The 23,583-nt window shown below is 74.5% G+C and carries 26 protein-coding genes; 8 read left to right on the forward strand and 18 right to left on the reverse strand.

Going from position 1 to position 23,583, the window contains the following annotated elements; translation table 11 throughout:
* The first annotated feature begins 52 nt into the window (after nucleotides 1–52).
* Both AC1WTP_RS24135 and AC1WTP_RS24140 read left to right on the forward strand, forming a co-directional pair.
* A complete protein-coding gene (locus AC1WTP_RS24135; protein ID WP_481651547.1) occupies nucleotides 53–1,825 on the forward strand; it encodes a PHP domain-containing protein in 1,773 nt (590 codons plus the stop codon).
* Nucleotides 1,822–2,331, forward strand: a complete 510-nt coding sequence (locus tag AC1WTP_RS24140) for a hypothetical protein (RefSeq protein ID WP_481651548.1) — start codon at nucleotides 1,822–1,824, stop codon at nucleotides 2,329–2,331. The genes AC1WTP_RS24135 and AC1WTP_RS24140 overlap by 4 nt, the downstream gene beginning before the upstream one ends.
* A 56-nt stretch (nucleotides 2,332–2,387) precedes the next feature.
* Here the strand turns inward: AC1WTP_RS24140 and AC1WTP_RS24145 are convergent, their stop codons facing one another.
* Nucleotides 2,388–2,645: a hypothetical protein gene (locus tag AC1WTP_RS24145; protein ID WP_481651549.1), complete on the reverse strand. Its 258-nt coding sequence runs from the start codon at nucleotides 2,643–2,645 to the stop codon at nucleotides 2,388–2,390.
* Nucleotides 2,646–2,958: 313 nt separating this feature from the next.
* Here AC1WTP_RS24145 and AC1WTP_RS24150 point away from each other — a divergent pair, with 313 nt between their 5' ends.
* Both AC1WTP_RS24150 and gndA read left to right on the forward strand, forming a co-directional pair.
* Nucleotides 2,959–3,255, forward strand: coding sequence for an MTH1187 family thiamine-binding protein (locus AC1WTP_RS24150; protein ID WP_481651550.1), 297 nt, complete (start codon nucleotides 2,959–2,961; stop codon nucleotides 3,253–3,255).
* 175 nt (nucleotides 3,256–3,430) lie between these two features.
* Nucleotides 3,431–4,876: an NADP-dependent phosphogluconate dehydrogenase gene (gene gndA, locus AC1WTP_RS24155; RefSeq protein ID WP_481651551.1), complete on the forward strand. Its 1,446-nt coding sequence runs from the start codon at nucleotides 3,431–3,433 to the stop codon at nucleotides 4,874–4,876.
* A 98-nt stretch (nucleotides 4,877–4,974) separates the two neighbouring features.
* On the opposite strand, the gene AC1WTP_RS24160 is transcribed toward gndA, so the two are convergent.
* The 5 genes from AC1WTP_RS24160 to recO all read right to left on the reverse strand — a co-directional run bounded on the left by AC1WTP_RS24160 (nucleotide 4,975) and on the right by recO (nucleotide 8,153).
* Complete coding sequence (locus AC1WTP_RS24160) at nucleotides 4,975–5,796, reverse strand: pirin family protein (protein ID WP_481651552.1); 822 nt, start codon at nucleotides 5,794–5,796, stop codon at nucleotides 4,975–4,977.
* A complete protein-coding gene (locus tag AC1WTP_RS24165; protein WP_481651553.1) occupies nucleotides 5,786–5,986 on the reverse strand; it encodes a thioredoxin reductase in 201 nt (66 codons plus the stop codon). Before AC1WTP_RS24165 ends, AC1WTP_RS24160 begins: the two co-directional genes overlap by 11 nt.
* Before the next feature lie 291 nt (nucleotides 5,987–6,277).
* Nucleotides 6,278–6,463: a hypothetical protein gene (locus tag AC1WTP_RS24170; protein ID WP_481651554.1), complete on the reverse strand. Its 186-nt coding sequence runs from the start codon at nucleotides 6,461–6,463 to the stop codon at nucleotides 6,278–6,280.
* Nucleotides 6,464–6,534: 71 nt separating this feature from the next.
* Nucleotides 6,535–7,335 carry an isoprenyl transferase gene (locus AC1WTP_RS24175; protein WP_481651616.1) on the reverse strand — a complete coding sequence of 267 codons (801 nt, stop codon included), beginning with the start codon at nucleotides 7,333–7,335 and terminating at the stop codon, nucleotides 6,535–6,537.
* An 8-nt stretch (nucleotides 7,336–7,343) separates the two neighbouring features.
* Complete coding sequence (gene recO / locus AC1WTP_RS24180; protein WP_481651555.1) at nucleotides 7,344–8,153, reverse strand: DNA repair protein RecO; 810 nt, start codon at nucleotides 8,151–8,153, stop codon at nucleotides 7,344–7,346.
* A 101-nt stretch (nucleotides 8,154–8,254) separates the two neighbouring features.
* Between recO and AC1WTP_RS24185 the strand changes: the two genes are divergently transcribed.
* Complete coding sequence (locus AC1WTP_RS24185; RefSeq protein ID WP_481651556.1) at nucleotides 8,255–9,031, forward strand: DUF4097 family beta strand repeat-containing protein; 777 nt, start codon at nucleotides 8,255–8,257, stop codon at nucleotides 9,029–9,031.
* Here AC1WTP_RS24185 and AC1WTP_RS24190 read toward each other — a convergent pair.
* From AC1WTP_RS24190 to AC1WTP_RS24225, 8 genes are all read right to left on the reverse strand, one after another.
* A complete protein-coding gene (locus AC1WTP_RS24190) occupies nucleotides 9,012–10,211 on the reverse strand; it encodes an acyltransferase family protein (RefSeq protein WP_481651557.1) in 1,200 nt (399 codons plus the stop codon). The genes AC1WTP_RS24185 and AC1WTP_RS24190 overlap by 20 nt on opposite strands.
* 170 nt (nucleotides 10,212–10,381) lie before the next feature.
* On the reverse strand, nucleotides 10,382–11,278 hold the full coding sequence (era, locus tag AC1WTP_RS24195) for a GTPase Era (RefSeq protein WP_481651558.1): 897 nt from the start codon (nucleotides 11,276–11,278) through the stop codon (nucleotides 10,382–10,384).
* On the reverse strand, nucleotides 11,275–11,661 hold the full coding sequence (locus AC1WTP_RS24200) for a cytidine deaminase (RefSeq protein WP_447138476.1): 387 nt from the start codon (nucleotides 11,659–11,661) through the stop codon (nucleotides 11,275–11,277). Before AC1WTP_RS24200 ends, era begins: the two co-directional genes overlap by 4 nt.
* Nucleotides 11,654–13,069: a hemolysin family protein gene (locus AC1WTP_RS24205; RefSeq protein ID WP_481651617.1), complete on the reverse strand. Its 1,416-nt coding sequence runs from the start codon at nucleotides 13,067–13,069 to the stop codon at nucleotides 11,654–11,656. The genes AC1WTP_RS24200 and AC1WTP_RS24205 overlap by 8 nt, the downstream gene beginning before the upstream one ends.
* Nucleotides 13,045–13,518: an rRNA maturation RNase YbeY gene (ybeY, locus tag AC1WTP_RS24210; protein ID WP_447138475.1), complete on the reverse strand. Its 474-nt coding sequence runs from the start codon at nucleotides 13,516–13,518 to the stop codon at nucleotides 13,045–13,047. The genes AC1WTP_RS24205 and ybeY overlap by 25 nt, the downstream gene beginning before the upstream one ends.
* A gap of 14 nt (nucleotides 13,519–13,532) precedes the next feature.
* Nucleotides 13,533–14,591, reverse strand: a complete 1,059-nt coding sequence (locus AC1WTP_RS24215) for a PhoH family protein (RefSeq protein ID WP_481651618.1) — start codon at nucleotides 14,589–14,591, stop codon at nucleotides 13,533–13,535.
* Between the two features lie 132 nt (nucleotides 14,592–14,723).
* Nucleotides 14,724–16,100, reverse strand: coding sequence for a serine hydrolase domain-containing protein (locus AC1WTP_RS24220; protein WP_481651559.1), 1,377 nt, complete (start codon nucleotides 16,098–16,100; stop codon nucleotides 14,724–14,726).
* A 45-nt stretch (nucleotides 16,101–16,145) separates the two neighbouring features.
* Complete coding sequence (locus AC1WTP_RS24225; RefSeq protein WP_481651560.1) at nucleotides 16,146–16,496, reverse strand: histidine triad nucleotide-binding protein; 351 nt, start codon at nucleotides 16,494–16,496, stop codon at nucleotides 16,146–16,148.
* Between the two features lie 68 nt (nucleotides 16,497–16,564).
* Here AC1WTP_RS24225 and AC1WTP_RS24230 point away from each other — a divergent pair, with 68 nt between their 5' ends.
* Nucleotides 16,565–17,326: an SDR family NAD(P)-dependent oxidoreductase gene (locus AC1WTP_RS24230; protein WP_481651561.1), complete on the forward strand. Its 762-nt coding sequence runs from the start codon at nucleotides 16,565–16,567 to the stop codon at nucleotides 17,324–17,326.
* Nucleotides 17,327–17,472: 146 nt separating this feature from the next.
* Here the strand turns inward: AC1WTP_RS24230 and AC1WTP_RS24235 are convergent, their stop codons facing one another.
* The 3 genes from AC1WTP_RS24235 to hrcA form a co-directional block, all read right to left on the reverse strand.
* Nucleotides 17,473–18,207: a 16S rRNA (uracil(1498)-N(3))-methyltransferase gene (locus tag AC1WTP_RS24235; protein WP_481651562.1), complete on the reverse strand. Its 735-nt coding sequence runs from the start codon at nucleotides 18,205–18,207 to the stop codon at nucleotides 17,473–17,475.
* A 51-nt stretch (nucleotides 18,208–18,258) separates the two neighbouring features.
* The gene (gene dnaJ, locus AC1WTP_RS24240) at nucleotides 18,259–19,401 is read right to left on the reverse strand and encodes a molecular chaperone DnaJ (RefSeq protein WP_481651619.1); all 1,143 of its coding nucleotides are present in this window, start codon (nucleotides 19,399–19,401) and stop codon (nucleotides 18,259–18,261) included.
* 73 nt (nucleotides 19,402–19,474) lie between these two features.
* The gene (gene hrcA, locus AC1WTP_RS24245; RefSeq protein WP_481651563.1) at nucleotides 19,475–20,497 is read right to left on the reverse strand and encodes a heat-inducible transcriptional repressor HrcA; all 1,023 of its coding nucleotides are present in this window, start codon (nucleotides 20,495–20,497) and stop codon (nucleotides 19,475–19,477) included.
* Between the two features lie 233 nt (nucleotides 20,498–20,730).
* Here hrcA and AC1WTP_RS24250 point away from each other — a divergent pair, with 233 nt between their 5' ends.
* Nucleotides 20,731–21,393 (forward strand): DUF4870 domain-containing protein, encoded by a 663-nt coding sequence (locus AC1WTP_RS24250; RefSeq protein WP_481651564.1) that lies wholly within the window; start codon nucleotides 20,731–20,733, stop codon nucleotides 21,391–21,393.
* A 66-nt stretch (nucleotides 21,394–21,459) separates the two neighbouring features.
* On the opposite strand, the gene hemW is transcribed toward AC1WTP_RS24250, so the two are convergent.
* On the reverse strand, nucleotides 21,460–22,683 hold the full coding sequence (gene hemW / locus AC1WTP_RS24255) for a radical SAM family heme chaperone HemW (RefSeq protein WP_481651565.1): 1,224 nt from the start codon (nucleotides 22,681–22,683) through the stop codon (nucleotides 21,460–21,462).
* Nucleotides 22,684–22,701: 18 nt separating this feature from the next.
* On the opposite strand from hemW, the gene AC1WTP_RS24260 reads away from it, so the two are divergent.
* Nucleotides 22,702–23,502 (forward strand): enoyl-CoA hydratase-related protein, encoded by an 801-nt coding sequence (locus tag AC1WTP_RS24260; RefSeq protein WP_481651566.1) that lies wholly within the window; start codon nucleotides 22,702–22,704, stop codon nucleotides 23,500–23,502.
* Nucleotides 23,503–23,583: the final 81 nt, after the last annotated feature.

Below are 23,583 nucleotides of genomic sequence, written 5' to 3' on the forward strand. Positions count from 1 at the left end.
GAAGTGCAGGATCGCGGGGGCGGGGCGGGGGTTGTTCGTATGGGTGCCTCGCGTGGGACACGTGCTGTTCCCCTGGCCGGACGAGATTGTCCCGCGGACAACCTCCCAGATCCGACTGGAGCAGCACATGGGCCACGGCCACGCGCACCACCACGATCACGATTCCGTCGCCGGCACCGACGTACCCCCGGCTCTGGACCTCGCCATCCCGGACGCGGAACTGCCCCCCGCGGACCTCAGCCGGCGGGGCTTCCTGCGCAGCGCCGGCCTGCTCGGCGCCGGTGCGGCGACGACCGTGCTGGCCGCGGGGGCGCCGGCGCACGCGGCGGACCACGACCACGGCCCCGGCGGCGACCACGGCCGCACCGGCGAGTTCCGCTGGCTCGCCGGCGACCACCACATCCACACCCAGTACAGCTCGGACGCGATGTACCGGGTGATCGACCAGGCCCGGCACGCGCGGGCGTACGGGCTGGACTGGATGGTCGTCACCGACCACGGCAGCGTCGCCCACGCCAAGATCGGCGTCGACAGGGTCAACCCGGACATCGTCGCCGCCCGCGGCCAGCTCAAGGACCTGCTGATCTACCAGGGGCTGGAGTGGAACATCCCGGCCGCCGAGCACGCCACCGTCTTCGTCCACCCGGGACGCAACGAGGTCGCGGTGCTCAAGGAGTTCGAGAACGCCTTCGACGGCAGCGTCCGGAACGCCGGTGACTCCAGCCCGGCCAACGAGGCGCTCGCCATCGCCGGCATCAGGTTCCTCGGCGAGGCGGTCCGCCAGCGCCGCGTCGAGGGCGCCCTCTTCCTGGCCAACCACCCGGCCCGGCGGGGCATCGACTCCCCGCACGAGATCCGCGCCTGGCGGGACGCCGATCCGAGCGTGGCGATCGGCATGGAGGGTGCTCCCGGCCACCAGGCCGCCGGCCTGCCGCGGGAGAGCGGCGGCCGGGCCCGCGGCTACTACGACAACAACCCGTCCCCCGCGTCGTTCCCCGGCTACCCGCTGGAGAGCTACCGCACCTGGGGCGGATTCGACTGGATGACCGCCACCGTCGGCGGGCTCTGGGACAGCCTGCTCGCCGAGGGCAGGGCCTGGTGGATCAGCGCCAACTCCGACTCGCACGTCAACTACCTGGACACCTCGCAGCGGGGGCCGGGCAGCGACTTCGCCCGCAACGGCCGGTACGAGGACCCGGTGTACGGCCCGCTGATCACCGACGCCGGCGACTACTGGCCCGGCCAGTACAGCCGTACCCACGTCGGGGCGACCTCCTTCGGCTACCGGGCCGTGATGGACGGCCTCCGCGCGGGCCGGGTCTGGGTGGACCACGGCGGCCTGATCAAGGGCCTCGACGTCCGCGCCCGGGTCGCCGGTGACCGGCGGCGGGGCTCGGGCACGCCGCTCGGCGGGGTGCTGCGGGTCAGGCGCGGCACCGGCGTCGAGGTGACCATCGACATCGACCTGGCCGACACCCCGAACTGGTCGCAGTTCCTGCCCGTGCTCACCCGGGTCGACGTGATCGCCGGCCGGGTGACCGGCCCGGTCGCCGACCGGGACGCCTTCACCGCCCCGGACACCCGGGTGGTGAAGTCCTTCGAGGTCGCCAGGGGCACCGGCCGGGTCTCGTTCAGCTACTCCTTCGGCCGCGTGGACGAGCCGTTCTACCTGCGGATCCGGGGCACGGACGGCAAGCGCGCCCAGCCCGGCCTGATGGGCGCGGCGGTCGACCCGTCCGGCCCGGCGCTGGACGTCGCCGGAGCGGCCGACCCGTGGGAGGACCTCTGGTTCTACGCCAACCCGATCTGGGTGCTGCCGCAGTGATCCTCGGCCTCAGCCTGGGTCATCGGACGGTTCGGGAGGCGGAGCACTGGCTCGCCGGTCACGTCGCGCCACTCGGCCTGCCGGACCTGGTCGCGTGCACCCACCTGGTCGCCACGCCGTACCCGCACGTGGCGCTCACCGTGGCCGCGGCCCCGGACCGGCTGGCCGGTCTCCCCGGCAGCCCGCCCGAGTTGCGGGCGGCGGCGGAGCGGGCGGCGGGCGAACACGCCGCCCGACGGTCGGGCCGGGCGGTGCACTACCCGGGCTCGGACCGGATGGTCGGCACGCTCACCGTCGCCGACCTGCTCGCGGCGAGCGCGATCGAGCGGGTCGTGGTGCTCGGCGGCGGGGCGCCGCCCGGGCCGGCGACGCCGCTGCACACCCGCGACTTCGTCCGGCCACAGTGGCGTGCCGGTGAGTTGGTGCTGGTGGTCACGCCGCACAGCGCGGGGGGCGTCGCCCCGTTCGAGGTGCCGAACCCGACCCCGTGCTGCGCCGACCACTGAGGAACGCGGGTGCGGCCGCCCCCGACGGCGACCGCACCCGCGTCCGCCGGGACCGGTCAGCTGCGCCGGAAGGCGTACCGGCGGGCCTGACCGGCCCGCTGGCTGCCCCGCCCGGCGGCGGACCGGCCCCCGGTGACCGGCGGGCCGGCCTTCGGCGCGGCCGGCCGGGCCGCCGCCGCGGCGGTGGGGTCGACCGGCAGTGGCGGCACGGCCGGCACGACCGTCACCTGGTCGAGGTCGGCCGGCGTCAGGTCCGCGACGGTTGCCGTGGGCTGAGGTGTACGGGACTTCTTCGGGTTGCGCCTGGCGGGCATCCGGGCCTCCTTGTCTGCGGACCGGCCGGTGCGGTGCGGTGACCGGGTCGGTCGCCGCGTCCGGTGGCCGGACCGGTCGTCTGCTGGGGACCGCGCTGACGAGACAGCCGCGGTCGGACGGTTGGGACTGGTCCCGGGATCGACCACGGCGGACACCGCCGCTGAGCGGCAGGTGGGAGTGCGGACGCCCGGGAGCGCACGGCCCGCGCACACGGGCGGGAGCCGGCTCGGAGGTGGGGCGTCACTTGCGCATGACCACACCCTAGCCGCCCACCCGGGCCCGCGCAGCCGAATTACTGGCACCATCGACGGCATGCTGATCGCGTTCTCCGTCACTCCGCTCGGCGTCGGCGAGTCCGTGGGCGACCTGGTCGCCGAGGCGGTCCGGGTGGTCCGGGAGTCCGGCCTGCCCAACCGCACCGACGCCATGTTCACCACCGTCGAGGGTGAGTGGGACGAGGTGATGGCGGTGGTGAAGCGGGCGGTCGACACGGTGGCCGCGCGGGCGCCCCGGGTCAGCGTGGTGCTCAAGGCCGACCTCCGCCCCGGCGTGACCGACGCGCTCACCAGCAAGGTCGCCCACGTCGAGGCGCGCCTCGCGGAGGACTGACCGGGACGCCCCGACGGCGTGGCGACCGACGCCGTCCGTCGACGCGCGCCCCGACGCCGCCCGTCGACGCGCGCCGCGACGTCGTGGTCACCGGCTGTCGATGACCGGCCCGCCGGTCGTCCGGGTCGCGATACGGTCGCAACGGCAGGTGTCGACGGCGGAAGGTGGCGGACGGATGGCCGAGCAGGCGACGGCGCAGATCGGGGTGACCGGGCTGGCGGTGATGGGCCGGAACCTGGCCCGCAACCTGGCCCGCAACGGCTTCACCGTGGCGGTGCACAACCGCTCGCCGGAGCGCACCCGCAGCCTGGTCGCGGAGCACGGCGACGAGGGGACGTTCGTGCCGGCCGAGTCGATGGCCGACTTCGTGGCCGCGCTGGAACGCCCCCGCGCGGTGATCGTCATGGTCAAGGCGGGCGGCCCCACCGACGCCGTGCTCGACGAGTTGGTCCCGCTGTTGGAGGCGGGCGACATCGTGGTCGACTGCGGCAACGCGCACTTCGCCGACACCCGGCGTCGGGAGGAGGCGCTGCGCGGCCACGGGCTGCACTTCGTCGGCACCGGCGTCTCCGGCGGCGAGGAGGGCGCGCTGCTGGGGCCGAGCATCATGCCCGGCGGTTCCGCCGAGTCCTACCGCAAGCTCGGGCCGATCTTCGAGAAGATCGCGGCCCAGGTGGACGGCGTGCCGTGCTGTCGGCACATCGGCCCGGACGGCGCCGGGCACTTCGTCAAGATGGTGCACAACGGCATCGAGTACGCCGACATGCAGCTCATCGCCGAGGCGTACGACCTGCTCCGGGCCGGGCTGGGTGCCGAGCCGGCGGAGCTCGCGCAGATCTTCCGCGACTGGAACTCCGGCGAGCTGGAGTCCTTCCTCATCGAGATCACCGCCGACGTGCTGGGGCACCGCGACGCGGCCACCGGGCGGGCGTTCGTCGACGTCGTGCTCGACCGGGCCGAGCAGAAGGGCACCGGCCGGTGGACGGTGCAGAGCGCGCTCGACCTGGGCATCCCGATCACCGGCATCGCCGAGGCGACCTTCGCCCGCTCGCTGTCCGGCCACGCCGACCAGCGGGCGGTGGCCCGCCGGGCCTTCCCGGACGCCGGTGAGAAGACGTGGCAGGTCACCGACCGGGACGCGTTCGTCGAGGACGTCCGGCGGGCGCTGCTGGCCAGCAAGATCGTCGCGTACGCGCAGGGCTTCGACCAGATCCGCGCCGGCAGCCGGGAGTACGACTGGGGCATCGACCTGGGCGGCACGGCGACCATCTGGCGGGGCGGCTGCATCATCCGGGCCCGCTTCCTGGACCGCATCCGGCAGGCGTACGACGAGCAGCCGGAGCTGCCCACGCTGCTGGTCGCGCCCTGGTTCGCGGGCACCGTGAACGACGGCGTGCCGAGCTGGCGGCGGGTGGTGGCCGAGGCGGCCCGGGCCGGGGTGCCGGCCCCCGCGTTCGCCTCCTCCCTGGCGTACTTCGACGCGCTGCGCGCCGAGCGGCTGCCGGCCGCGCTGATCCAGGGGCTGCGGGACAACTTCGGCGCACACACCTACCACCGGGTGGACCGCGAGGGCACCTTCCACACCGTCTGGGCCGGCGACCGCGCCGAACTGGAGGCCTGACCGCCCGCGATCCTGCACTCGCTACCCAGGCGGCTCGGCCTGGAGGCCGCGTAACGCGGGCCGAAACCGCCGGATCGCGGGAGGCACGGGGGCGGGAGTCAGGCGATGGTGGCGTGCATCTCCCAGACCAGGATCTCGGCGGGCTCGGTGGCGGTGACCCGCTGGCCGCCGGTGCCGGTGAGCCGGGCGGCGTCGCCCGTGGCGAGCAGGCCGCTGCCCTCCAGGGTCACCGCGCCGACCGGCACGTAGAGGTGCACGAAGGGCGCGTCCGGCAGGGTCACCTCGTCGCCGGGGGTGAGCCGGGCGGCGTGCAGGGTGGCGTACCGGTTGCGGATCCGGATCGCCGACCCCCCGTCGTACCGGTCCATCCCGGACGCCACCGGCACCAGGCCGCCGCGGAGCAACTGGTCGTCGATCTCCAACTGCTCGTAGCCGGGGTCGATGCCCTCGGTGTCCGGCAGCACCCACATCTGCACGAAGTGGACCGGGTCGGTGTGCGGGGCCCGGCGCTCGAGCCGCCAGGCGTCGTTCTTCTCCGAGTGCAGGATGCCGGTGCCGGCGCTCATCCGCTGGGCCAGCCCGGGATAGATCACGCCGGAGTGCCCGGTCGAGTCCTGGTGCACCAGCGACCCGCGCAGCACCCAGGTGACGATCTCCATGTCCTGGTGCGGATGGGTCTCGAAACCGGCGCCCGGCCGCACCACGTCGTCGTTGTTGACCAGCAGCAGGCCGTGGTGGGTGTTGGCCGGGTCGTAGTGCCGGGAGAACGAGAACGAGTGCTTCGAGTCGAGCCAGGAGATCCGGGTGGCGAAGCGGTCGTCGGCCCGGCGGACGTCCACCGCCGGCGCGGCCCCGGTCACCGGGTCACCGACCGGCCGACCGGCGCCGGCCGCCCGCCGGCGGGCCCGGTCACCAGGCACGCTGCCCGGTGTCGGTGGGCGTGGGCGCCCAGGTCAGGGCCGGTTCGCCGGTGGCCAGCTCGGCGATCTCGCCGGAGCGCAGCCGGGGCGCGTGGCCGAGTTCGGCGCAGTGCTGCTCGGCGATCTCGGCGCAGATCTCGGCCACCTGCTCGCAGATCGGGTCACCGAGGTCGGCGGCGTTCAGTGCCATGATCATTTTGAACCGGAGATCCCGCATCCCCACCCCCGAGGCTCGACGCGGTCCGGGGCATGCCCCTGCCCCACGTCCGATCCTAGGCACCGCCACCCTCCACCAACGCCGAAACCCCGAACCCCGACCGATCAGTCGATCATGCGGGTGTGGCGGGTCCGCCCGGTGGACGGACCCGGCGCCTGGTCAGCCCGGTCAGCGGCTCTCGCGGTGCCACCACGCGACCGCCGACGGGCGGGGCGGCGCCGGGACGGCCAGCGCCGCCCCGTGGGGCGGCGCTGCCCGATGGGGTCAGAAGAAGCGGCGACGCTTGGTCTTCTGCGGGCGGAGCAGGTCGGCGCCCTTGGTGAGCAGGCGGGTGACCCCGGACGGGCCACGGCGGGCCTCCAGCGTGTGACTGATCCGGCGCACGCCGGCCGCCGCCAGCGGCACCGCGATCGCCATCACCGCCCACTGGGCAATGCGCTTCTGGATCATGTGGGTTCACCTCCGTCAGTGGCTGCTGACCGGATTGGTACCCAGCGTGACGGTCGGGTAAGCCTCGCGCCTCAGCTCGGCGGGGCGACCGGGTTGGGCAGCGCGCCACCGAAGCGCCGGTCCCGCTGCGCGTACAGCTCGCAGGCGTACCAGAGGTGGCGGCGGTCGAAGTCCGGCCAGAGCGTGTCCAGGAAGACCAGCTCGGCGTACGCGGTCTGCCAGAGCAGGTAGTTGGAGATCCGCTGCTCGCCGGAGGGACGGAGGAAGAGGTCCACCTCGGGGACCTCCGGGTGGTAGAGGTACTTCGCCACCGTCTTCTCGGTGACCTTCGCCGGGTCGAGCCGGCCCGCGGCCGCGTCCCGGGCGATCGCGGCGGCGGCGTCGGCGATCTCGGCCTGCCCGCCGTAGTTGACGCAGAACTGCAGGGTCAGGGTGGAGTTGCCGCGGGACATCTCCTCGGCGGTCTGCAGCTCCGAGATCACGCTCTTCCACAGCCGCCCGGCCCGGCCGGACCAGACCACCCGGACGCCGAGGTCGACCAGCTGGTCGCGGCGGCGGCGGATGACGTCCCGGTTGAAGCCCATCAGGAAGCGGACCTCCTCCGGCGAGCGCCGCCAGTTCTCGGTCGAGAAGGCGTACGCCGACAGGTAGGGGATGCCCAGCTCGATGGCGCCCTCGATGGTGTCGAAGAGGGAGAACTCCCCCGCCTCGTGGCCCTTGGTGCGGGGAAGCCCGCGCTCCTTGGCCCACCGGCCGTTGCCGTCCATCACCACGGCGACGTGCCGGGGCAGCGCCTCCCGGGGCAGCGCCGGTGGCCGGGCGCCCGAGGGGTGCGGTGTCGGCGGCACCGGCTCGCGCCGGCCGCCCCTCATCGATCGGATCACTCGCTCTTCTCCCTGCTCGCGCCTTCCGCGCCGGGCACCGGGGCGCCCCGGTCGACCAGCGGCAGCGAGCGTAGCGCGCGCTCCAGGTGCCACTGCAGGTGCGCCGCGACCAGGCCGCTGCACTCCCGGCGTACGCCGGTCTCGGTGGCGTCGGCGACCCGCCAGTCGCCGCTGGTCAGCGCGGACATCAGGTCGATGGTGGCCGGGGCGGGGTGGGCGGCGCCGGGAGGTCGGCAGTCCGGGCAGACCGCGCCCCCGGCCGGTACGGAGAACGCCCGGTGCCGCCCGGGGGTGCCGCAGACCGCGCAGGCGGTCAACGCCGGCGCCCAGCCGGCCAGCGCCATCCCGCGCAGCAGGTAGGCGTCGAGCACCAGGGTGGTGGCGTGGCTGCCGTCGGCGAGCGCGCGCAACGCGCCGAGGGTGAGCTGGAACAGCCGCAGCGAGGGCTCCCGCTCCACCGGGGTGAGCCGCTCGGCCGTCTCGGCGATCGCGCTGGCGGCGGTGTAGCGCGGGTAGTCGCCGAGGAAGCGCTTGCCGTAGAGGTCGATCCCCTCGACCTGGCTCACGGTGTGCAGCGAACTGCCGTGGTTGCCCTTCGGATCACCGGCGAGCTGGAGGTCGACGTGGCCGAACGGCTCCAGCCGGGCGCCGAACTTGCTGGTGGTGCGCCGGATGCCCCGGGCGACCGCGCGCAGCCGGCCGTGCCGGCGGGTGAGCAGGGTGATGATCCGGTCGGACTCGCCGAGCTTCTGTACGCGCAGGACCACCGCGTCGTCGCGGTAGAGCTGTCGGCGGTACCCGACCATCGGGCCATTCTCCCTCGGGGTGCGAAATCAGGGTTGGTTCGGGGTGCGCGGCCGGTTGACCCGGATGTGTGGTGCCGGGGATCGGCCGTAGCGTGCTCGATATGGCACTGCACCGGACCACCGCCGCGCTCGCCGCGACCGCCGCGCTCATCGTCCTCGCCGGGTGCGACAACCTCTCCTTCCGGCGGCTCGACTTCGACAACACCGAGGCGGCCCGGATCACCATGATCCGGGTGCTACCCGGCTCCGGCGACGTGGTGATCAGGGCATCCGGTCCGGCCGGCGAGGTGCGGATCAAGCGGGTGGTGCGCTACCAGGGCGGCCAGCCCGACGCCCGGTACGAGATCAAGGGCAGCGAGCTGGTGCTGGACGCCGACTGCGGCTCCCGGTGCAGCGTCTCCTACGAGGTCACCGCACCGGAAGGGGTGGCGGTGCAGGGCGAGACCGGCTCCGGCGACGTCGACCTGAGCCGGGTCGGCCCGGTGGAGTTCCAGCTCGGCTCGGGCAACATCCGGGTCAGCGGCGCCTCCGGCGCGGTACGTGCCGAGACCGGCTCCGGCAACATCGACGTGGACGACGTGGCCGCCCCGACCACCCTGCGCGCCTCCTCCGGGGACATCTCCGCGCGCCGCCTCGGCGGCGAGGCGGACGCCGAGACCAGCTCCGGCAACGTCACCCTCGAGCTCAGCACGGCCGCCTCGGCCCGGGCGCACGCCTCCAGCGGGGACGTCACGCTGCTCGTGCCCGCCGGCCAGTACCGGGTCCGGTCCAGCGCCGGCTCCGGTGACGTGCACGTCGCCGTGCCCGACGACCCGGCCGCGCGGCTGGTGCTCGACGTGGGCACCGGCAGCGGCGACATCACGGTCGCCCAGCGCTGAGTTCCACGGTCTCCGGCTCGCCGAAGCCGCGCGGCGCCGGGACGACCGCCCGGGCGCCGGCCGGCACGCCGGGCCCGACCGCGGCAGCGCCGGCGGGCGGCGGGCTGGACGGCGCCGCCACCGGTGCGCGGGCCGTCCCCGCGGGGGGCGATGACGCGCCGGCCGGCGTCCGGGGGGTCCGGCGGCCGCCGGGGACCAGTTCCGGCGGCCGGCCGGCCGCCACGTCCTCCACCCAACCGACCAGCGCGGTCACCGCCGCGACCAGCGCGAAGACCAGGGCGATCCGGATGGCCAGCCCGAGCGGGTCCTGGTGCGACCAGCCCACCACGTCGACCAGCGGGGTGAGCGCGACCACGAACGGCATGTGCCAGAGGTAGACGGTCAGCGCCCGCCGGTTGAACACGGTCACCAGCCGGCCGAACCGGGGTACCCGGTCGAGCCAGGCCGCGCCGGCCGGTCCCCGGCCCAGCAGGACGAGCACGAAGGCCGCCGACCAGAGCGCGTTGCCGAGGTGGTTGTCGTTGAGGTCGAGACCACGCGGCCCCGGATGGGTGACGATCCACGCGCCACCGGCCGCGGCGAGGGCCAGCGCGACCGGCAGCAGCACCCGGTTGGCCAGCCGGCGCAGCATCCCGGCCTGGTGGGCGAAGCCGAGCAGCCAGGCGCCGAAGTAGAGCCCGAACTCGCGCAGCACCACCGGCGCGGTCGGGTACAGCCCCAGCTCCACGGCGGCGAGCAGGGCGTACGGGGCGAGCAGGGTGGGCACCGGGGCGCGCCGGAACAGCCAGAGGGCGACCGGCGAGGCGAGCACGAACCAGAGGTAGTCGCGCAGATACCAGATCACGCTCAACGCCAGGGCACCCCAGTCGTTGGCCGGCGGGTCGGCGACCGGGAAGATCCAGAGCAGCACCTTCGGGCTCAGCGGCAGCCCGGTGAGCAGCATGGCCGGGACGAAGACCGCGGCGACCACCCAGAGCGACGGCAGCAGGCGGCGCAGCCGGCGCACGACGGCGGCCGGACCCCAGCGGTGCAGCGAGGCGGCCATCAGCGAGCCGGCCAGCGCGAACATCACCGACATCGCCGGGAAGACCAGGGTCAGGGTGGCCCACCCGGTGACGTGGTAGACGACGACTCGAACGATGGCCAGGAAGCGGAGCAGGTCCAGGTATCGGTTTCGCATCAGCCTGCGCAGGGGTCCGGGGGCGGGGGACTTCTCCCCCTACCCTCCGCCGCGGCCCCGCCAAACGGCCGGCGCCCCGACCGGAACGTGAAACTCCCCATATGCCCGACCGATACCGATCACTGCACACCCGGTCCGCCCGGGCCGCGGCGGCCGGTGCCGAACCGGCGTCAGAAGCCGAGCTTGCGCAGCTGCTTGGGGTCCCGCTGCCAGTCCTTGGCCACCCGGACGTGCAGGTCGAGGTAGACCCGGGTGCCGAGCAGCTCCTCGATCTGCCGGCGGGCGGTGGTGCCGACCTCCTTGAGCCGGCTGGCCCGGTGGCCGATCACGATCGCCTTCTGGCTGGGCCGCTCGACGTAGACGTCGGCGTAGATCTTGGTGAGCTGACCCTCGGGGACCATCTCCTCGACCACCACCGCGATGGAGTGCGGCAGCTCGTCGCGGACGCCCTCCAGGGCGGCCTCCCGGATCAGCTCCGCGACCAGCACCTGCTCCGGGTCGTCGGTGAGCATGTCGTCCGGGTAGAGCTGGGGCGACTCGGGCAGGTAGCGGGTCATCACGTCGACCAGCGTGTCGAGCTGGTGCCCGGAGACCGCGCTGACCGGCACCACCTCGGCGAAGTCGCCCAGCTCGCTGACCGCGAGCAACTGCTCGGCGAGCCGCTTGCGGTCGACCAGGTCGGTCTTGGTCACCACCGCCAGCACGGTGGCCTTCAGCCCGGACAGCTCGCTGGTGATGAACCGGTCGCCGCGGCCGACCGGCTCGTCGGCCGGGATGCAGAGGCCGATCACGTCGACCTCGCTCCAGGTCTGCCGGACCAGGTCGTTGAGGCGCTCGCCGAGCAGCGTACGGGGGCGGTGCAGGCCCGGGGTGTCGACGAGCACGAGCTGCGACTCGGGCCGGTGCAGCACGGCCCGGATCACGTGCCGGGTGGTCTGCGGCTTGTTCGAGGTGATCGCGATCTTCTGCCCGACGATCGCGTTCGTCAGCGTCGACTTGCCGGCGTTGGGCCGGCCGACGAAGCAGGCGAACCCGGCCCGGTAAGGACGCGGTGCCAGGTCGCTCACGCGGTCACCGTGCCGAGGACGGTGCCGTCCGGCGCGGCCACGTGCACCGGCGCGTCGGCGGAGAGGTCGCGCACCGCGGCGTGCCCGGCGCCGTCCAGCGTCGACGCCTCGGTCACCACCGCGGCCGCCTCCAGCCGGGTGGCGCCGGCCGCCGCCGCCGAGGCGACCGCCAACTGGAGCGCGGTGATCGTCAGCGAGGGCAGCGCGACGCTGGCCGCGGCGTACGTCCGGCCGTCCTGGTCGCGGACCGCCGCGCCCTCCACGGCGCCCACCCGGCCCCGCGCGCCCCGGGCCAGCACCACCAGCTTGGCGTCCTCGGCGCTCAGCTCGACCGGCTCGGACGGGCTCGGCCGGGCGGCCGGCAGGGCGGATGACTCAGGCATCGGCGGGTTGCCTCTCCTCGGATCGGTTGTGGTTGCCCCGGGACTCGGGGTGCTCGCCGCGGCCCGGGCTCTCCGGCTCGCCGGTCGACTCCACCCGCCGCACCAGCACCGTGTCGATCCGGTTGCGTCGGCCGGTGGTGCCCTCGGCGACCAGCCGGAGGCCGGCCACCTCGACCTGCGCCCCCGGTATCGGAACCCGACCCAGCGACTGGGCGAGCAGCCCGCCGACCGTCTCCACCTCGTCGGCGGGCAGGTCGGTGTCGAACAGCTCGCCGAGGTCCTCCACCGGAAGCCGGGCGGTGACCCGCACCGCCCCGTCCTCCAGGCGTTCGACCGGCGGCCGCTCGACATCGTACTCGTCGGTGATCTCGCCGACGATCTCCTCCAGGATGTCCTCGATGGTGACCAGCCCGCCGGTGCCGCCGTACTCGTCGACGACGATCACCAGGTGGTTGCGGGCGGCCTGCATCTCGGAGAGCAGGTCGTCGACCGGCTTGGACTCGGGCACGAAGGTGGCCGGGCGCATCAGCTCGGCGACCGGCAGCCGGCCGTCCTCCGGCGCGCCGCCCTGGGTGCGCCGGATCAGGTCCTTGAGGTAGAGCACGCCGAGCACGTCGTCGACGCTCTCGCCGATGACCGGGATCCGGGAGAAGCCGGAGCGCAGGAATAGCGCCAGCGCCTGGGAGAGCGTCTTGCTCCCCTCTATCCAGACCATCTCCGTGCGCGGGACCATCACCTCGCGGGCGATGGTGTCGCCGAGCGCGAAGACCGAGTGGATCATCTGGCGTTCGCCGTGCTCGACCACGCCGCGCTGTTCGGCCAGGTCGACCAGCTCGCGCAGCTCCACCTGGGTGGCGAACGGGCCCTCCCGGAAACCGCGCCCCGGGGTCACCGCGTTGCCGATCAGGATCAGCAGCGAGGCGAGCGGGTTGAGCGCCCGCCCGAGCCAGCGCACCAGCGGCGCGACCGCCCGGCCCACCGCGTACGCGTGCTGCCGGCCGAGGGTGCGTGGGCCGACGCCGACCACGACGAAGCTGACCACGGTCATCGCTCCGGCGGTGATCAGTGCCGCCCGCCAGCCCGCGCCGAAGGTGTCCACCGCGACCAGGGCCACCAGGGTGGTGGCGGTCAGTTCGGCGAGCAGCCGCAGCAGCAGGAGCAGGTTGAGGTGGCGGACCACGTCACCGGCGACGACCTGGAGGGTACGCGCGCCGCGCACGCCGTCGCGGGCCAGTTCGGCGGCCCGGGCCGGGGAGACGGCGGCCAGCGCGGCCTCGGTCATCGCGATCAGGCCGGCGAGCACCACCAGCGCGGCGGCGAAGACGAGCAGTCGCGCGTCGGGCAGGCCGGCGGTGGCGCCGGCCGCCAGTAGCGGAGTGGACATCACCGGGACCGGGTCGACCGCCAGCTCGCCAGCAGTCGGGCCTGGAGCGCGAACATCTCCCGCTCCTCCTCCGGCTCGGCGTGGTCGTAACCGAGCAGGTGCAGCACCCCGTGCACGGTCAGCAGGTGCAGCTCGTCGGCGGCGGAGTGCCCGGCGGCGGCCGCCTGCTTGGCCGCCACCTCGGGGCAGAGCACGATGTCACCGAGCAGGGCGGGCTCGCCGCCGGCGGCGGTGGCCTCCCCCGGCCCGTGGTCGACACTGCCCTCGTCCATGGGGAAGGCGAGCACGTCGGTCGGCCCGTCACCGCCCATCCAGCGGTGGTTGAGCTCGGTCATGTAGTCGATGTCGACCAGCAGCACGGAGAGCTCGGCGAGGGGGTTGACCCCCATCTCGTCGAGGGCGTGCCGGGCGACGGCGAGCACGGCGTCGGTGTCGACCTCGACACCGGACTCGTTGGCGATCTCGATGGACAAGTGTCTTCCTCTGTCTAGCGGCGCCGGCCGGCCCGGCCGCCCTGGGCGGTGCGCCCCGGCACGGCGTGCACGCTCTGCGCCTGCTGGTTCTCCCGCTCGGCGTCCCAGCGGGCGTACGCGTCGACGATCTCCCCGACCAGCCGGTGCCGCACCACGTCGGAGCTGGACAGCTGGGCGAAGTGGACGTCCTCGACTCCGCCCAGGATCTCCCGGACCACCCGCAGGCCGCTGGTCGTGCCGCCGGGGAGGTCCACCTGGGTGACGTCACCGGTGACGACGATCTTGGAGTTGAAGCCGAGCCGGGTGAGGAACATCTTCATCTGCTCGGGCGTGGTGTTCTGCGCCTCGTCGAGGATGATGAACGCGTCGTTGAGCGTCCGGCCGCGCATGTACGCCAGCGGCGCGACCTCGATCGTGCCCGCCGCCATCAGCTTCGGGATCGAGTCCGGGTCGAGCATGTCGTGCAGCGCGTCGTAGAGCGGGCGCAGGTAGGGGTCGATCTTCTCGTTCAGCGTGCCGGGCAGGAAGCCGAGCCGCTCGCCCGCCTCGACCGCCGGCCGGGTGAGGATGATCCGGTTGACCTGCTTGGCCTGGAGCGCCTGGACGGCCTTCGCCATCGCCAGGTAGGTCTTGCCGGTGCCGGCGGGCCCGATGCCGAAGACGATGGTGTGCGCGTCGATCGCGTCGACGTAGCGCTTCTGGCCCAGGGTCTTGGGACGGATGGTGCGCCCGCGCCGGGAGAGGATGTTGAGCGTCAGGACCTCGGCGGGCCGCTCGGCGCTGCCCTGCTCGAGCATGCCGACGGTACGCCGGACGGCGTCTGTGGTCAGGGTCTCGCCTTTCTCGATGAGTTCGAGCAGCTCACTGAAGATTCGCTCGGCGAGGGCGTTGTCCGCGGGGGCACCGGTGATCGTGATCTCGTTGCCCCGGACGTGCACGTCGCTGTTCACCGAGCGCTCGACCAGTCGCAGGATCTCGTCACCCGCGCCGAGCAGGTTGACCATGATCTTGGAATCGGGAACCGTGATCCTGGTCTGCACCCGGGGCGGGCCGGGAGGTGGGGTGCCGGTCATAGATCGGGCCGAGGGGCCCTGCGCCACCTGCTCTCGAATCGGCGCCGGCCCTGCTGGCGCGGCGTGCGGACGTTACACCCATCGTATCGGTTCAACGCGGGTGGCACCCCGTCCATTTCCGCCGCCCCCGGGTCAGCTCCCCGCCCGGAAGTCGTACCGCTCGAAGGTCTCCTGGGTGCGGGTGAACCGGTACGTCGCCCAGTGCATCCGGACCACCGAGCCGCGCTCGTCCCGGGTCAGTCGGAGCAGCTCACCGGCCTCCCGGCCGGAGACCGTGCGGAACACGTCCGGCCGGTCCGGCAGCGGCGCGAAGACCGCCGGCGGCTTGCCCGGCGGGTCGTCGGCGCCCCGGGCCCGCAGGGCCCCGTCGTGCCAGGAGAAGACGTACTCGAAGCCCTCGCCCCACCAGCGGCCGAGCAGCCCGCGTACCGACTCGGGGGCCGGCGGCCCCGGCCGCCACGGCTCGACCTCCGCCGGGTCGTGCTCCACCGCCGCGGTGAGCAGCCGGTGCGGCAGGTCGAACAGCTCCGCCGCGGTGCCGGAGGAGCCGAGCACGGCGGCGCCCATCGCGCCGGGCGTGCCGTCGCCGCCCCGCCGCCCGTAGACGGCGGCCAGGAAACCGGGCATCGCGCCGTCGTGCCCCACGTGCATGATCCGCTTGCCCTGCGGGACCAGGATCAACCCGAGCCCGAAGCCGCCGGCCCAGAGCGTCTCGTCGGTGACCGTCACCGGCCAGCGCATCTCGTCCAGGGTCGCCGGGGCGAGCACCCGGCCGGCCGCGTCGAGCGCCGCCGGATCGGCGAGGAACGCCGCCCACCGGGCCATGTCCCCGGCGGTGCTCCAGAGCTGGGCGGCCGGGCCGACCGCGCCGAAGTCGGTCGGCGGCTCCGGGTGGGCCTCGTCGGAGTACGCGTCGACCAGGAAGCCCGTGGCAGCCCGCCGGCCGGGTGCCACCGTGGTGTGGGTCAGCCCCAGCGGGATCAGCACCCGCTCGGTCAGCACCTCCGCCCAGGTGCCGCCGCGCAGCTCGCCGACCAGCCGGCCGAGCAGCGCCATGCCGAGGTTGGAGTAGTGGTAGCGGCGCCCGGGCGGCAGCACCCGCTCGGCGCGGGCCAGCTCGGCCAGGAGTTGCCCGGTGTCCGGGGCACGCAGGGTGTCCCAGACGTCGCCGTACGGCTCCCGTTGCAGCCCGGCGGTGTGCGAGAGCAGCCGGCGCACGGTCAGCTCGCCGTGCGCCGGCAGGTCGAGGTGGCGGCCGATCGGGTCGTCCAGGTCGAGCAGGCCGTCGTCGCGGCACTGGAGGGTCAGCACGGCGGTGAAGGTCTTGGTGACCGAGCCGATCCGGAACCGCGTCTCCGGGTCGAGCGCGGTGTCGCTGCCGGTCCAGCCGACCGTGCACGACCACGGTTCCCGGTCGGCCCGGTGCAGCGCCGCCGACACCGCCGGCACCCGGCCCTGCGCCTGCACCTGCCGCACCATCCGCCCGAGGCGGTCCCCCACATCCGTCACCCGGGCAGTGTAAGGAGAGACGTCCGGCCGGCGGGGGCCGACGGGTCAGCGGCAGAGCATCGGCCCGAGCGGCGCGCCGCCGAGCAGGTGCGCGTGCGCGTGGAAGACCTCCTGGCCGCCGTACGCCCCGGTGTTGAACATCAGCCGGAACCCGTCGCCGAGCAGCCCCTCGTCCTCGGCCACCGCGGCGGCCGTGGCGAGCAGCTCACCGGCCAGCGCCGGGTCGCCCTGGCCGAGCGTGGCCACGTCGGCGTAGTGCTCCTTGGGGACGACCAGCACGTGCACCGGCGCCTTGGGGTCGATGTCGCGGAACGCGAGGGTGGTGTCGGTCTCCCGGACGATGGTGGCCGGGATCTCCCCGGCGACGATGCGGCAGAACAGGCAGTCGGATCCCATTCGGGCATGCTAAGCGCTGCGCCGGGGGCCGGTGGGCGAGGCCGGACCGCTCCGGCATGATGGCCGGCGTGACTTCACGGGCGGTACTGGTGACGGGGGGCTCGCGCGGCATCGGGCGGGCGGTGGTGCGGGCCTTCGCGGCCGGCGGCGACCGGGTGGCGATCCACCACCGGGACTCCGCGGAGCTGGCCGAGGAGCTGCGCGCGCAGCTGCCCGGCGAGGGGCACGTGGTGGTCCGGGCCGACCTCGCCGACCCGGACGCGGTCCGGGCGATGGTGGACGAGGCGGCCGGCCTGCTCGGCGGCCTGGACGTGCTGGTGAACAACGCGGGCGTGTTCGGGCCCGCCGACCCGCCGCACCCGGTCTTCGAGAGCAGCTACGAGCAGTGGCGGCAGCGCTGGCGCGAGGTGCTGGACACCAACCTGTTCGGCGCGGCCAACGCCAGCTGGTGCGCCGCCCAGCACATGCGTGAGCGGGGCGGCCGGATCGTCAACGTCTCCTCCCGGGGCGCGTTCCGGGGCGAGCCGGGCAACCCGGCGTACGGGGCGAGCAAGGCGGGGTTGAACGCGATGGGGCAGTCGCTGGCGGTGGCGCTGGCCCCGTACGGCATCGCGGTGGCCACGGTCGCGCCCGGCTTCGTGGCGACCGACATGACCAACGAGCACCTCAAGTCGCCGCGCGGCGAGGCGGTACGGGCGCAGAGCCCGTTCGACCGGGTCGCCCGCCCCGAGGAGATCGCCGCCGCCGTGCACTGGCTCGCCTCGCCGCAGGCCGAGTGGGCCTCCGGCACCATCGTCGACCTCAACGGCGCCTCCTACCTGCGCAGCTGACCGGCCCCGACAACTCTCCCGCACGCCCTTTGCTCTGCTTCACCGGACGCAACAGTTGGCGGCCGCAACCTGTGCGTGGGTTGACGCAGAGCAAAGGAGGTGCGGCAGCGGGCGCCGGGGCCGCGCCGGCCCGCCGGGCGCAGCGGCTACCAGCGGTCCAGCCGGGTCGAGAGCACGGAGAGCGCGGCGACGCCGGCCGTCGAGGTGCGCAGCACGGACGGCCCGAGCCGGACCGGACGGGCGCCGGCCTCGGTGAACGCGTCCAGCTCGGCCGGGGCGATGCCACCCTCGGGGCCGACGACCAGCACGATCTCGCCGCTGTCGGGCAGCTCGACGGTGGTCAGCCGGTCGTCGGCCTCCTCGTGCAGCACGAACGCGGCGGCGGCCCCGGCGACCCGGCGGGCCACCGTGCCGGTCGACTCGTCCGGCGCCCCGGCGACCACCGGCAGCCAGGCGCGGCGGGCCTGCTTGGCGGCCTCCCGGGCGGTCGCCGCCCACTTCTCCCGGGCCCGTACGCCCCGCTCGCCGCGCCACAGGGTCACCGAGCGGGCCGCCGCCCAGGGCACGATCTCGTCCACCCCGACCTCGGTCATCGCCTGCACGGCCAGTTCGCCCCGGTCGCCCTTGGCGATGCCCTGCACCACCACCAGCCGCGGTACCGACGCGTCCACGTACCCGCGCGAGCGGACGTCGAGCTCCAGGCTGCCCCGGCCGACGGCGGTGACCACGGCGGTGGCCGTGCCCCCGTGCCCGTCGGCGAGCAGCAGTTCCTCGCCGACGCGCAGGCGCTGCACCGTGGCGGCGTGGTGGCCCTCGGGGCCGTCGAGGGTCAGCGAGTCGGCGGTCGGCAACGACTCGACCAGGAACAGCGGTGCGGACACGTCGATCAGGCTAGCCGCCCCCGGCAGCGGCCGGGACGGCGAGCCGGCGGGTCAGGCGTGGCCGTTGAAGGCGTCGCGCATCCGGGAGAAGAAGCCGCCCTGCTTGGTCAGCTCGGCGACCTCCTCGCCCCGGGTCTTGGCGAACTCGCGCAGCATCCGCTCCTGCTCGGCGTCGAGCTTGGCGGGCGTGCGCACGTCGAGGTGGACGTAGAGGTCGCCCCGGCCGGTGCCGCGCAGGTGCGGCACGCCCCGGGCCCGCAGCCGCAGCGTGCTGCCCGGCTGGGTGCCCGGCTTGACGTCCACGGTCTCCTCGCTGTCCAGCGTCTTGATGGTCAGCCGGGTGCCGAGCGCCGCGGCGGTCATCGGCACGGTGACCCGGCAGTGCAGGTCGTCGCCCTTGCGGGAGTAGACGTCGTGCGGGCGCTCGTGGATCTCCACGTAGAGGTCCCCGGCGGTGCCGCCGCCCGGGCCCACCTCGCCCTGCTGGGCCAGCCGGATCCGCATGCCGTCCTCGACGCCGGCCGGGATCTTCACGGTCAGCGACCGGCGGGTCCGCACCCGGCCGTCGCCGGCGCAGGTCGGGCAGGGGTGCGGGATGGTGGTGCCGTAGCCCTGGCAGACCGTGCACGGGCGGGCCGAGACGACCTGGCCGAGGAAGGTGCGCTGCACCGACTGCACCTCGCCCCGGCCGCCGCACGCCTCGCAGGTGGCCAGGTGGGTGCCGGCGGCGGTGCCGGCGCCGGAGCAGGTGGTGCAGAGCACGGCGGTGTCGACGGTGATCGGGGCCTCCACGCCGAACGCCGTCTCGTGCAGGTCCAGTTCCAGCCGCAGGATCGCGTCCGCCCCGGGCCGGGTACGCGGCCGCGGCCCGCGGGCGCCGCCCGCGCCGCCGAAGAACGCGTCCATGATGTCCTGGAAGCCGACGAACGGGCCGGCGCCGCCGGGGCCTCCGGGGCCGCCCGCGCCCCCGCCGCCCGGGGCGAGCGGGTCGCCGCCCAGGTCGACGATCTGCCGTTTCCGGTCGTCCGAGAGGACCTCGTACGCGGCGTTGATGTCCTTGAACTTCTCCTGGGCCTCCGGGTCCGGATTGACGTCCGGGTGGTACTGCCGCGCCAGCTTGCGGTAGGCGCGCTTGATCTCGTCGTCGGAGGCGTCCCGGCTCACACCGAGAATGCCGTAGTAGTCCCTGGCCACTGCGTTCCGTGTCCTCATGTTCGTCTCGCGTTGCGCCGGTCGCCGGCCGGAACCGGCCGTCGGTTCTGCCTGGTCAGTTCTGGGCCAGCAGGTCGCCCACGTAGCGTGCCACGGCCCGCACCGTGGCGATGGTGCCGGGGTAGTCCATCCGGGTCGGCCCCAGCACGCCGAGACCACCGACGATCGTCGAACCCGGGCCGTAGCCGGTGCTCACCACCGAGGCGGCCCGCAGGTTGTCGATCTCGTTCTCGTCGCCGATCAGCACCCGCGTCGTGCTCGGCTCCGCCTCGCCGATGAGCTTGAGCAGCACGACCTCCTCCTCGAGCGCCTCGAGGATGGGTCGCAGCGAGCCCTGGAAGTCGAGCAGGCCGCCGCGGGTCAGGTTGGCCGTGCCGGCCAACGCGATCCGCTCCTCGTGCCGCTCGACCAACGTCTCCAGCAGCACGGTGGAGAGGGTGGCCATCGCCGGCCGCAGGGCGGGGATGGCCTCGTCGACCAGCGCCTGCACCAGCGGCGGGGTCTCCGACAGCCGGGTGCCGACCAGCTTCTCGTTGACCAGCCGGCGCAGGTCGGTGACGTCCTCGGCCGAAATCGGGCCGGGCATCTCGACCAGCCGCTGCTCGACCCGGCCGGTGTCGGCGATCATCACGAGCATCAGCCGGGTGGTGGAGATCGGCACCAGCTCCAGGTGGCGCACCGAGGAGCGGGCCAGGCTCGGGTACTGCACGACGGCGACCTGCCGGGTCAGCTGCGCCAGCAGCCGTACCGTGCGGTGCACCACGTCGTCGAGGTCGACCGCGCCGACCAGGAAGCGCTCGATCGCCCGGCGCTCGGCCGGGCTGAGCGGCTTGACCCGGGACAGCCGGTCCACGAAGAGCCGGTAGCCGCGGTCGGTGGGCACCCGGCCGGCGCTGGTGTGCGGCTGCCGGATGTAGCCCTCCTCCTCCAGCACCGCCATGTCGTTGCGGACGGTCGCCGGGGAGACCCCGAGCTGGTGCCGCTCGACCAGCGCCTTGCTGCCGACGGGCTCCTGCGTGGCGACGTAGTCCTCGACGATCGCGCGCAGGACCGCGAGCTTGCGGTCGTCGAGACCCATCCTCCCCACCTCCTGTCGCACGTCGGCCGGCGGCGCGCGGCGACCGCGCGGCACGTCCTGGCACTCGACTGTAGCGAGTGCCAGTCTACGTCGGCGGGCCCACGGACGCGATGATCAAGACGGACCACCGGTGCGCCCCGCCGGGAGGCCGGGACCGCACCGACCGATCATCCGGACAACCGGGACGATGTCGCTCTGGTGTGCCGTTGCCGGCTGCCCCTACCGTGACGTGCATGACTGAACCGCCTCGCCCACCGGGAGCCGACGGCCCCGGCGCGCCGCCGCCGGACCCGAACGCTCCGTCGGCAGTCCCCGGCCCGCCGGCCGGCGACGAACCCACCGCACCACTGTCCGGGGCGCCGGCCCCGGGCGGCTATCCCCCGCCCGGTGGCTATCCGCCGCCCATCGGTGACCAACCGCCGTCGGGCGGCTACCCTCCGCCGGGTGGCGCTCCCCCACCCGGGGGCTACCCGCCGCCCGGGGGCTACCCGCCGGGGGCCGGCTACCCGGCCGGCGGCGGCTACGGCCCGCCCACCGGCGGCTACGCCAACAACGAGGACAAGACCTGGGCCCTGATCGCCCACTTCGGTGGCGCGGCCGGCGTGATCGTCGGCGGCGGCCTGCTCGGCTGGCTGGCGCCGCTGATCGCGATGATGGTCCGCGGGCAGCAGTCGCCGACCGTCCGGGCGCACGCCGTCGCGGCGCTGAACTTCCAGCTCACCTGGACGATCGTCAGCGTGCTGAGCTGGGTGCTCACGCTGGTCACCTGCGGGCTGCTGTTCTTCGTCCCGATGCTCGTCTGGCTGGTGCCGCTGATCTTCGGCATCATCGCCGGGGTCAAGGCCAACGAGGGCGTGCTCTACCGCTACCCGATGACCTACAGCTTCACCAAGTGACCCGGGCCGGCCGCTCCCCCGGCCGGCTCCGGGGCACCACCGCCGGTGCCGAGATCGGCGACCGCCTCAGGGCAGCAGGTCGCGCACCACGGCGTCGGCGAGCAGCCGCCCGCGCAGGGTGAGCACGGCCCGCCCGGCCGCGTACTCGGGCGCGGCCAGCAGCCCGTCCGCCAGCGCCTGCCCGGCGCCGGCCCGGCCGGCCGCGTCCAGGCTGGCCAACGGCAGCCCGGCGGCGAGCCGCAGCCGGAGCATGACGTCCTCGGTGTGCGCCTCGTCGGGGGTGAGCACCTCCCGGGCCAGGCCGGGCGACCCCCCGGCGGCGAGCCGCTGGGCGTACGTCGTGGGGTGCTTGACGTTCCACCAGCGCACTCCGCCGACGTGGCTGTGCGCCCCCGGGCCGAGGCCCCACCAGTCGGCGCCGCTCCAGTAGAGCAGGTTGTGCCGGCAGCGGGCGGCCGGCGTGCGGGCCCAGTTGGAGACCTCGTACCAGGAGAAGCCGGCCGCGGACAGCGTCGCCTCGGCGGCCAGGTAGCGGTCCGCCGCGACGTCGTCGCTGGGGTACGGCAGCTCGCCCCGGCGCATCCGGGCGGCGAGCCGGGTGCCGTCCTCCACGATCAGGGCGTACGCGCTGACGTGGTCGACGCCCGCCGCCACCACCTGGTCCAGCGAGGCGGCGAAGTCCGCCGCGCTCTCGCCCGGCGTGCCGTAGATGAGGTCGAGGTTGACGTGGTCGAACCCGGCGTCGCGCGCCTCGGAGGCGGCGGCGGTGGCCCGGCCGGCGCGGTGGGTACGGTCCAGGATCGCCAGCACCCCGGGGGATGCGGACTGCATGCCCAGCGAGATCCGGGTGTAGCCGGCCGCGCGGAGCGCCTTGAGCGACTCCGGGTTGACCGACTCCGGGTTGGCCTCGGTGGTCACCTCGGCGTCGGCGGCCAGCCCCCAGGTGCGGTCGATGCCGTCCAGGATCCGGGCCAGGTCGTCGGCGGGGAGCAGGGTCGGGGTGCCGCCGCCGACGAAGACCGTGTCCACCCGCGGCGGCGGGGTGTCGCCCAGCACCCGGGCGGCGAGCGCCAACTCGGCCAGCACGGTGTCGGCGTAGCCCTCCCGGCTCGCGCCGCCGCCCAGCTCCGCCGCCGTGTAGGTGTTGAAGTCGCAGTAGCCGCAGCGGCTGGCGCAGAACGGCACGTGGACGTACACGCCGAAACCGCGCGCGCCGACCGCGCGGGTGGCGGTGGCGGGCAGCGAGCCGTCGACGGGGACGGGTTCGCCTTCTGGAAGGACGCCGGGCATGGCCACTAGTGTGCCCGCATGACCTCTCCCGACGCGCTGGTGCGGGTCGCCACGGCCCGCGGGGTGACCACCCTCACCCTGGACAGCCCGCACAACCGCAACGCGCTCTCCACTCCGCTGATGACCGAGCTGCTCGCCGGCCTCGCCGCCGCGGTCGCCGACGACGCCGTCCGGGTGGTCGTGCTGGACCACACCGGTCCGGTCTTCTGCTCCGGTGCCGACCTGAAGGAGACCGCGGCCGCGTACGCCAGCGGGACGGTGCCGGCGGGGATGCTCGGCGACGTGCTGGCCGCCGTCTGGGAGTGCCCGAAGCCGGTGGTGGCCCGGGTCGCCGGGCCGGCCCGGGCGGGCGGCCTCGGCCTGGTCGCGGCGGCCGACCTGGCGGTCTGCGCCGAGGAGGCCAGCTTCGCCTTCACCGAGGTGCGGATCGGGGTGATCCCCGCGGTGATCTCGGCGACCGTGCTGCCCCGGCTGCACCCGCGGGCGGCGACCGAGCTCTACCTCACCGGGGACACCTTCGACGGCCGCCGGGCCGCCGAGATCGGCCTGGTCACCGCCGCGGTGCCGGCCGACGGGCTGGACGCCGCGGTGGCCCGGTTCTGCGACTCGCTGGTCCGCGGCGCGCCCGCCGCGCTCGCCGGGGCGAAGCAGCTGCTGCGCCGGCCGCCCGCCGCCGACCTGCGCGCCGAACTCGCCGAGCTGGCCCGCCTCTCCACCGGCTACTTCCTCTCCGACGACGGCCGCGAGGGCGTCCTGGCGTTCCGGGAGAAGCGGCCGGCGCGCTGGGTGGCCGAGCTCGACGCGGAGGTGTCCGGCTGAACCCCGTGTGTTTGGTCGGGCGGGCCGGCGACAGGTGAGAGACCGGCCGGAACGGGAATCTTCCGCCTCACCCGACCACCG

It is taken from the genome of Micromonospora sp. R311, assembly GCF_056780015.1.